This window comes from Sphingobacteriaceae bacterium, from assembly GCA_002319075.1.
GTDB lineage: Bacteria > Bacteroidota > Bacteroidia > B-17B0 > Aurantibacillaceae > Aurantibacillus.
In genome coordinates this window covers 5,597,490-5,607,997 of sequence record NVQB01000001.1, presented here as the reverse complement: position 1 = coordinate 5,607,997, position 10,508 = coordinate 5,597,490, and the positions used below count along the sequence as shown (strand labels likewise).

The window sequence follows — 10,508 nt, the reverse complement described above, 5'->3', positions numbered from 1 at the left end:
TTTAAAAGTATGTTGCATAAAAAATCACTCTTAATCCTTTGTTGTTTGTTCCTTGTTTCCTTTGCATTCTCGCAATCGAAAAAGGTATGGATCGACCTTGCAGATGATGCCTATGCCAAACGGGATTATGCCAATGCCGCGATTTATTATGCAAAGGTTTTGGATGATACCACTGTGCTTAGGAATTACGTGCTTCCTTACGAGCCGCAGTTGGTGAATCTAAAGATGCCCTCACTGTTTAAAGTGCCTGAACTTTCTATCACTAAAATTAAAGACAGTATTAATATTGTAAAAGAGGACCTGGTACAATCGAGTAAATACGATTTTATATTATACCGCCTCGCGCAAAGCTACCGTTTGAATTTCGATTATTCGCATGCGGCTGATGCTTACAAAAAGTGCGTGGATAGAAAGGTGTATAAAGATGCCGGCTACTATTATGGAATCAGTTTGATGAACCAGAAGGAATATCAAATGGCATTAAAAGCGTTTGATACTTATGTGCAGGAGAAAGAAGGGTCTGACTCTTTAATTTTATTAGCAGCCAAAAGAGAAACCTGGTGTTATTTTGCATTAGATACTCTTGTGCCTAAAAAGGCCTCCATTCGTATGATGGACACTATGGTGTTTAACCGTGGTACGAGTAATTTTGCTGCCATGTACTATCTTACAGATGAAAAAGTAATTTTTACCAGCGCAAGAAGGGGAGGCGTGGTAACCGATCCTTTGAAACAAGACTCGCGTTATTTTTGCGATCTTTATTTTTCTACGATCGAAGATACTATCTGGCAACGTCCCATCAATTTCGGTCGCCCGGTGAATACTTCTTTGCATGAGGGCGCCGGTGTTTTTACTCCTGAAGAGGTCATGCTGTTTACCCGCTGGAGCGACAATAACCGTTACGAAGCTTTTATCTATATGGCCAGAACTACCGGCGGTAAATTTTATGAAGCGATGAAGCTCGGTACAAATATTAATATGCCTGGTTATAAGTCCCACCATCCTTACGTTACAGCAGATGGTCACCGATTATTCTTTTCTTCTAACAGACCCGGTGGTAAAGGTGGCTTCGATTTATGGATGGCAAATATTGATGAGAATGGTTTTGTAGGGGACGCAAAGAACCTGGGAGATCAAATTAATTCAGAAGCAGATGAGGTTACACCGTTTTATCATGAGTTAAGTAACACACTTTATTTTAGCTCCAACGGCTTACCGGGATTGGGTGGCTTAGATATTTTTAAAGCGAGTCTCAACGTAGACGATTCTACATACATGGCTCCAACGAATTTAAACCAACCTATTAATTCTTCTAAAGATGATGCGTATTATGTAACAGACCGTATGGGCACCAAAGGATTTATTTCCAGCGACCGCCTCGATTGTCCTGATGGACATTGTTATAATATTTATGCTTACACAAATGATCCTATTAAGTTTGATTTAGAAGGGATAGTAACCGATGAGGTAACCGGGCTCCCTATCCCTTCGGCTCTTGTAACTATTAAAGACGTGCACGATAACGATGAACCTTTTTATGTGGTGACCGATGAGCAAGGCTATTATAAAACAGACCTGAAACCTAATTTTGAATATTTCTTAAAAGCTCAGAAGAGTAAGTATTTCGGTAAGTCGGCAAGTGTTATTACAAAAGGCTTAACAGATAGTAAACATTTCGAGCAAAATTTTGAGTTGACGCCAATTCCTGAAGGAGACATAGAAATTGAAGGAGTAGAGTACGACTTTAACAAAGCAACACTTCGTCCTAAGTCTATGGAAGTTTTGGATAAGCTCGTAGATCTTCTTAAGTTAAACGATAATTTGTCAGTAGAGTTAAGTTCACACACCGACTCTCGCGGTAATGACGCATACAATATGAAGTTATCTCAGGCGCGTGCCCAGAGCTGTGTTGATTACCTTATAGCACACGGCATTGCGAAAGACCGTTTGGTTGCCCGTGGCTATGGAGAAAGCAAACCTATTATTCCACAGGCAGATATTGATCTGATGGTAGATAAGAGTCCTGAATTTGAAGCAGCGCATCAAAAAAACAGACGTACAGCTTTCCGTATCATTGGTGAAACGAATCTTAATCTGATCAACGCTACTAAATAATTTCTTGAATGATCCGCAGTTATAAAATCGTTGTAAAAGGCAAAGTGCAGGGCGTTGGTTATCGCTACAATGCACAGGCAGCAGCACATAAGTTTGATCTCACAGGCTTTGTAAGAAATCAATTTGACGAAAGTGTTTTAATTCATGTGGAAGGCGAGGAGGAAGGCATTCACAAATTTATAGAGTGGTGTAATGTGGGGCCGCGTCTGGCCGATGTAACGGAAGTGGATTCGGAAGAGCAGGAGTTGAAAGGCTATCAGACTTTTGAAATCAAGCGATAAAATGTCAAGTCATTTCGAGCGTGGTTGAATGTCACATCGAGCATACCCGACTGTCAGATCGAGCGTAGTCGAGATCATTGACTGTCAGATCGAGCAGGATTAACATCCAGTGGATGTTAAGGCCAGCTTGTGCATAGCAGCATGTCAGATCGAGCCTAGTCGAATGTCAGATCGAGCATACCCGACTGTCAGATCGAGCGTACCCGACTGTCAGATCGAGCGTAGTCGAGATCATTGACTGTCACATCGAGCAGGATTAACATCCAGTGGATGTTAAGGCCAGCTTGTGCATAGCAGCATGTCAGATCGAGCGCAGTCGAGATCATTGACTGTCACATCGAGCATACCCGACTGTCACATCGAGCATACCCGAATGTCAGATCGAGCGTAGTCGAGATCATTGACTGTCAGATCGAGCAGGATTAACATCCAGTGGATGTTAAGGCCAGCTTGTGCATAGCAGACTGTCAGATCGAGCAGGATTAACATCCAGTGGATGTTAAGGCCAGCTTGTGCGTAGTCGAATGTCAGATCGAGCGTAGTCGAGATCATTGACTGTCATTTCGAGCGTAGTCGAGAAAAACCCTAAACTAATACTTAGCAAAGCGCATTTGCAAAACACCAAGAAAAGCCTCTTTAAAAATTTTAGTGCTCATTTTACTCACACCAAGAACGCGGTCTGTAAATAGGATCGGCACTTCTACAATTTTAAAACCTTTACGGTAAGCCCTGTATTTCATTTCGATCTGGAAGGCGTAGCCCATAAATTTTATTTCGTCTAAAGCTATGGTTTCAAGGACTTTTCTACGGTAACATTTAAACCCCGCTGTAGTGTCCTTCACAGGAATCCACAAAACCATCCTCACATAAACAGAAGCGAAATAACTCATCAAAATCCGTCCAATAGGCCAGTTACTTACTTTTCCGCCTTTTGTATAACGCGAGCCTACAGCAACATCCGCGTCTTTTTCGCAGGCTTCCAAAAGTCTGACAAGATCTTTCGGGTCGTGGCTAAAGTCACAATCCATTTCAAAAATAAAAGCGTAATCTCTTGCAAGGGCCCATTTAAAGCCATGAATATAGGCTGTTCCCAGGCCTAACTTTCCTTTACGTTCTTCTATGTGCAGTTTTCCGGCAAACTCATTCTGAAGAGATTTTACATGATTGGCCGTACCATCTGGTGAGCCATCATCCACAATCAGTAATTCAAACTCACGGGTCAAAGAAAAAACGGTGCGTACCATTTTATCGATGTTTTCAATCTCGTTGTAAGTTGGAATTATGACTAAGTTTTTGCCCATTAGAGCCAACGAATATAACGGTTTTGCTAATAAGTAAAAATAAAAGATACCAAATGCTTTTCTTAATAATTGCCAAAAAGCGTAATTTAAACTTTTCATTTTTGCTTGAATTTCTTTTCTTTTTCCATAAGGTTTTTGTTGCTTGTAAGTCTGCTATGCACCGAGTTTAGTGCTCAGACTATTGCTGTTGAAGAAACTACTCCCAAAAAAAGACGTTCCTTCTTTGCTTTGCCACTTGTTTTTTATACACCCGAAACACGCTTCGGCTTTGGTGCCAGCGGCTTTTCCTATTTTAATTTTAAAAAAGACAGTCTTAACGCAGCCAAATCGAATGTGAGTTTAGGAGTGGCCTTTACACAAAACAAACAAACGCTTTTTGCTGTACCTTATAATTTATTTATCAAGAACAGATCCTACCAGCTGTATGGTGAGATCGGTTATAATAAATACTTCTACAATTTTTATGGTGTGGGAAACCGACAAGCTAAAAATTATGTAGAGCGCTATGGCGTTGAATTTCCGCGACTGAGGATCACCGCTCTAAAAAAAATTGTGCCTCATTTTTATGCGGGACTTCGTTATGCTTACGATAAATTCAGTTTGTTTAAACTTGACACAGCAGCACAACTTGCAAAAGGTACCATTCCAGGATCTAAAGGGGGCGTGGTTTCCGGCGTGGGTATTGTGTTTGTTTACGATAGCAGAGATCTTGTTTTTTATCCTTCGAAAGGACTATGGACCGAATTCGTCGTCTACCACGATGATCCCGCTACTGGAAGTTCATTCAACTACACAAGAATAGCTTTCGACTTCTCAAAATATTTCAGTTATAAAGAAAACATTCTTGCTCTGAACGCCTATAGTCTCTATTCAGATAGTGATGTTCCTTTTTTTCAGATGGGTGTTTTGGGTGGACAGAAAAAAATGCGGGGCTTTTATGAAGGACGTTACCGCGATAACAATGCTTTGGTTTTCCAGGCAGAGTTCAGACGGCATTTGTTCTGGTTATTGGGATTTACGGTGTTTGGCGACGTAGGCCAGGTAGCTCACAGGTATTCACAATTTAATTCTACCGACTGGAAATACACTTATGGATTAGGTCTTAGATTGATGACCGACAAAAAACAAAAACTAAACCTCCGCATCGATTTTGCTGTTGGAAACAATAAACTGCTTCCTTATTTTACGGTGGGTGAAGCTTTTTAAATAAGAATTTAAAGTAATTTAATGTTTAGTACCGGCAGATCTGCATCGATTACAGCCATCCTAAACAAAGAAAAATTCCAAAAACAATCAGTGCAAGCCCAACAATGTATTGAAGACTTTTAACTGTAATTTTTTTGATGAGTTTGTTTCCAAAATAAGCACCGGTAAAAGCACAAATCGTCGCGCAGACAATCAAGCTGTAATTAAGTTCTGAATTACCTATCACTTTTTCTGAATAAATAACCAGTCGCGATACATCCACCATTACTGCAATTACAACTCCTGTAGCAATAAAGGTTTCTTTTGAAAGACCGGCCTTTACCAGGAATGCACTTCTAAGAGCGCCCTGGTTACCAGATAGCCCTCCAAAAAAACCACTTAACAGTCCGCCCGCAATCAAATATTTTTTATCAAACTCCAGAGAAGTTAAGCGGGGAACGAGATCGAACAAGGCAAAAAATATAAGAATACAGCCTATGATTAATTTTACGGGCGTAATCAGAAAAATATGTTCATTGAAAGTATAGGTAAACAAAGGATTAACTCTGCTGATAAAAGACAGGAGAAAAGCCCCAGCGAAAGAAGCTAATAAAGAAGGGATTCCAAAGCGCAGAACAGTTTCTTTGTCGAAGCGGTTTCCAACAAGAAAAAGTTTAAACAGGTTATTTAAAAAATGAACAATGGCCGTAAGAGCTATAGCAATATCGATTGGAAAAAAGAGGGCGAATACAGGTACGAGAATAGTTCCCAGGCCAAATCCTGAAAAGAAAGTGAGGCAGGATCCCAGCAAGGCAACCAATCCAATTATGATATACTCCGTCATGATTTGCCCTGTAAAAATAACATAATGATTGAATTAACAAGAAGTAAATTTTGAGGCAAGCCACTGGTTTCCATAAGCGTTAAAAAGACAAACACTGTTTTTTTATACGAAGAGGATTTGTATATTTAATTGCTGTAATTAAATAATCCTTTAACCCTAAGCTATGAAAAAAAATCTATTTTATCTACTGATTGCTGCAATTGCGATCCCAACAGCTTTATTCGGAGGTCCTGCACCGAAATTTATAAGTTCTGCGGATCCTTTTGGAACCCGGGTCTTCGTAGAAAACCGCGGTCAGTATGATAATCTTTTGCCTTCAAAAGAAAAGGTGCATTTCGTTTTAGAGAATGGCCTGGAAAAGATCTATTTTACAGAAAAGGGACTTGTGTACGTGATGAGCAAAATTTTTCCGTTAACTGAACGTCAGCGGGAAGAAATTGAAAAAGGCAAACACAGCACTCATAAACAGCCTGAGCTCCATTATATAAATATGAACTGGTTGAATGCCAATAAGGATCTTGTAGTGGAAAGAAGCGAAAAGCAAATGCATTATTTCACTTACGGCCAGGCGCAATACAACTCTTCCACCTATAAAAAAATCACTTATAAAAATGTTTACAATAACATTGATATTGAATATACTATCCCAGAAGATAAAGATCATGGTATAAAATATAACGTGATTGTTCGTCCTGGTGCAGATCCTGCTCAAATTAAACTCGCCTATACAGGCGATGTTTCCAGAATTAAAAAAGACGCCGAAGGAAATATTGTTATCCAGACTTCATTATGGGATATAAAAGAATATGCTCCAAAAAGTTTTTACGAAGATAAAACGCCGGTAGCCTCTGCTTTTACTTTACGCAATGATATAGTGGGCTTTAGCTTTCCGGATAATTTTTCGCATGATAAACTATTAATTATTGATCCATGGGTAGGGTCGGCAACAACTCTTACCAGTAATAATTATGCCTATGATGTGGATTATGATTTTAATGGAAATACCTATATATACGGAGGATACAATCCCTTTAAAGTGGCTCGCTACAGTACAACAGGTGTACTCGTGTGGACTTTTGCAGGAACGGTAACAACACCGGCCTGGAGCAGCGCACCTATTATTTCACAAGCGAGTAATTTTGCTGTGAATAAATTTAACGCTAAAACTTACATCGGTCAGGGATATGTGGGCACCGGAAATGAAGTAATTCGTCTTGATGCCTCAGGTAACTACGATAACTTTATGAACACCGCTAATAATCAGTTTGAGGAAGTGTGGGATATGGGCTTCCATTGCACTACCGGGGAAGTTTTCGTATTAGGCGGAGGAACCTCTTCGAATATTTCGGCTGTAACTATTAATCCAACTACCGCTGTGATTGCCCTTACTACTTTTCAGCCAACCAATACAACTATCGCTCAGGATGTAGTTTCTCATGCCATTGATAATAATGGAAATATATTTGTGAATTATGCCGGTAGTACTTTAACTGACAAGATCTGCGCTGTAAATACAACCTTCAACGGAAATTTATGGACACAGCCCAGCGGTTTTACTGTACTGGGGGAACAACAAAATAAAACCCAATATGTAGGCGGACCCGGACTTAGCTCGAATGGGTATAACTCGCTTGCAGTGAATGGAAACTATTTATTTTATTATGATGGAATTCACCTGGCTTCTTATAATAAAACTACCGGTGCACAGGTGGCCAACACTACTGTTCCTACTCAGACTTTGTTGGAGCAGGGCGGTATTGCAGTAGATGATTGCAACAATTTATACCTTGGAGGCAATGGTTCTATTGTATGTTATAATTTTAACGGCACCACATTTAGTACGCTTACTCCCATTTCTTTAGGGGTTACAAGCACCAATAAATATGTGTTTGATATCAAGCTTGATAAACCAAATAAGCTCCTGTATGTTTCGGGAAGTGGTTTTGTGGGGACATATGCGGCAAGCAATACTTCAGCTTGTGCTACCGCCACGAGTCCTTGTTTTTTTAGCATGCCTCAGGATTTTATTATTTGCTCAGGTCAAAGTGTTACTTTAAGTATACCCAATTCAACAAGTTTAACAGGGGTGAGTTATTCGATGCAACCGGGAAATAATACCAGTAGCACTGGAATTTATACGGTATCACCCACTTCTACTTCGATATACACGTTATTTATTACAGGCACTAACCAGGGAAATGTTAGTGTAACAAACAGCGTTGTAGCCACCGTTTCGGTTTTTCCGCAACCATTTGTAGCTCCAACCCTTACTCAAAGTGGGTGTACAAGTACAGTCAACGCATTTGACCTACATCTTACCTGGAGTCCCGCTTCACCTGTACCGAGTTATACAGTTAGTTGGACTCCCTTACCAAATGGGATTAACAGCAATACACAAACTTCAGCCACAGGGGGCATTGCTCCTGGTGTTTATAGCGCCAATGTTACAACCGACTGGGGATGTTCAGCAGCAACGGTGTTTACTATTAATACAATTCCGGTACCTCCGGTGTTCAATATTAGCCCTCCGGGAGGCAATTACCTGATCACTTGTCTTAATCCTACTTTAGAAGTTATCTATACGCCATCAACTGCTATCAGCTATACAAGTTCAAATGGCTCGTCTGCGCCATTCTATGGGCCGGGTGCTGTGTTTAGTCCCACCAACTCTTTTGGTACTTGGACGGTTATTGCGTTAAATCCTGCGTCTGGTTGCGTGAGTACAAAAACCTTTGTGATCAATACAAATACTTTTGCACCCTCATCAACGGTTACTCCTTTGTTTCAAAACATCACCTGTTCTGTTACTTCGGTTATAACGGTTACGGCTTATGGTAATCCTTCTGTAAATATTTCGCATGCCTGGATTGCACCGCAGGGTGCAACACTATCTGCAAGCGGATATTCCACAACTTTTTTTCCAGGAGGCCCGGGAATCTATACGCATTGTTTAATTAATGATGCAAATGGATGTAGCAGTTGTAAAACATTTACAGTGGCATCTTCTTCTGGTTTTCCAACCTATACTTTAAGTAGTCCACAAAACTTTACACTGGGTTGCGGTTCAAAAAGTGTGGCTACTATTAATATCCTAAATGCAAGCACAACGCCTACACCTGGCGGCCCTGTTTCCTACACCTTATTAGGTCCACCAACATCCACAACTGTACCTTCAGGTTCTTTAAGTACCAATGCTACCTACAGTGTCGCGGTTCCGGGTACATGGACGGTGATCACAAAAGACAATACCAATTTCTGCGAGACACGTGTTCAGATATCTGTCCTTCAAAATACCCTGGGGCCACAGGCTACAGCAGTGGTACCACAACTTATTCTCGATTGCAACACACCAAGTGTAGTGCTTGAAGGACAAAGTTTAAATACAAATGTGAGTTATCTTTGGTCTTTTCCGGGCAATCCCGGCAACCTGGCTAGCAACACAATCACCGTTTTATCCAACTCTTTAGCAACCACCAGTACGGTAATTGCCAACTATACGCTTACAGTAACAGATGAGAATAATACCTGTAAAACAACAACGGTAGTTCCTATGTTACAGAACTTATTTAAACCAAATGCTGTGATTAATGGCGGTAACCAGGTAACTTGTGTTACCCCAACGCTTATACTAACCAATGGTAGCAATTCCACCATACCGCCGGTTTATCCGCATCCTCTGCCAGCAATAGCCCTTTTATGGGAGGGACCAACGCCTCAAAAGCCTCTACAGGTTAGTACCACTTATGTGGCAGGAGTTCCGGGCGTTTATACAGTGACGGTAAAAGACTTAAATAATGGTTGTTTAGCAACAGGTACAAAAACAGTTGTTGACTTTCGCGTATATCCGGAATTAAATAAGCCTAAGGCTCCAGATCCTTATGTTTTAGACTGCGGTTCTAAATCGCTGGTAATTAAACCGATTTACGGCGATGCAAACACTACGCAATATGATTATTTGTGGACCCCTCCAGGACCTTTTAATGGACCTACTAACAGTTCCACTTTTAATGCAGTTATTCCCGGAAGATACCAGGTGGATGTAGTAAATAAACTGAATGGTTGCGCCAGTGTGGCCTTTGTGGATGTAGTAGATGGCGAGTTAACCGCCGATTTTATGCCACAACCAACTAGTGGTACCGCTCCTTTAAGCGTGGTTTTTAACAACAATTCCTCATCCACAACAGGTAACGCCAACATTAGTTCTTACTGGAATTTTGGTAACGGAACCACTCAGACTACCAGCTCTGTTGGAGTTTCACCAGAAACTGTTTTTAACGCGCCTGGTACTTACACTATAACCATGTTTGTTACAAAAGGAGCTTGTCTTGATACGGTACGCAAAGTGGTAAATGTTGAAATTCCTTCCGAACTCAAAATACCAAATATCTTTTCGCCAAACAATGATGGAGTAAATGACATCTTCTTCGTAAAAGCAACAAATCTTACAAAAATCTCCATTACGATTTTTGACCGTTGGGGACATAAGGTGTATACGCTTGATAGCAGCACCGGCAACATTGAATGGGATGGAAAGAATCCATCAGGTAAAGATGCTTCAGAGGGGGTATTTACTTATATTATAACCGCGAAAGGCTCTGATGGTAAGGATTTTAATACCAGCGGAACCATTACATTAGTGCGATAGTTTAGCACAAAGTCCAACTATAACTGGCAAATAAAGAGCTTATTCCATAAGGAATAAGCTCTTTTTATTGGAGTGAAATGGATTAGAAGCTTACTAAACTGTTAATACATGTGTTTTGAGCTATGTTACCATCCCTC

At 40.6% G+C, this 10,508-nt stretch carries 6 protein-coding genes; 4 read left to right on the top strand and 2 right to left on the bottom strand.

Translation table 11 applies throughout. From position 1 onward, the window contains the following. Positions 1–9 precede the first annotated feature (9 nt). Positions 10–2,115, top strand: coding sequence for a hypothetical protein (locus tag CNR22_24205; protein PBQ34745.1), 2,106 nt, complete (start codon positions 10–12; stop codon positions 2,113–2,115). An 8-nt stretch (positions 2,116–2,123) separates the two neighbouring features. Next, on the top strand, positions 2,124–2,396 hold the full coding sequence (locus CNR22_24200; protein PBQ34744.1) for an acylphosphatase: 273 nt from the start codon (positions 2,124–2,126) through the stop codon (positions 2,394–2,396). Positions 2,397–2,986: 590 nt separating this feature from the next. Here the strand turns inward: CNR22_24200 and CNR22_24195 are convergent. Next, a complete protein-coding gene (locus CNR22_24195) occupies positions 2,987–3,697 on the bottom strand; it encodes a dolichyl-phosphate beta-D-mannosyltransferase (protein PBQ34993.1) in 711 nt (236 codons plus the stop codon). A gap of 105 nt (positions 3,698–3,802) precedes the next feature. Here CNR22_24195 and CNR22_24190 point away from each other — a divergent pair, with 105 nt between their 5' ends. Then, positions 3,803–4,903 (top strand): hypothetical protein, encoded by a 1,101-nt coding sequence (locus CNR22_24190; protein PBQ34743.1) that lies wholly within the window; start codon positions 3,803–3,805, stop codon positions 4,901–4,903. A 49-nt stretch (positions 4,904–4,952) separates the two neighbouring features. Here CNR22_24190 and CNR22_24185 read toward each other — a convergent pair whose 3' ends face one another. Further along, complete coding sequence (locus tag CNR22_24185; protein ID PBQ34742.1) at positions 4,953–5,726, bottom strand: hypothetical protein; 774 nt, start codon at positions 5,724–5,726, stop codon at positions 4,953–4,955. A 163-nt stretch (positions 5,727–5,889) separates the two neighbouring features. On the opposite strand from CNR22_24185, the gene CNR22_24180 reads away from it, so the two are divergent. Then, positions 5,890–10,371 (top strand): hypothetical protein, encoded by a 4,482-nt coding sequence (locus CNR22_24180; protein PBQ34741.1) that lies wholly within the window; start codon positions 5,890–5,892, stop codon positions 10,369–10,371. Positions 10,372–10,508: the final 137 nt, after the last annotated feature.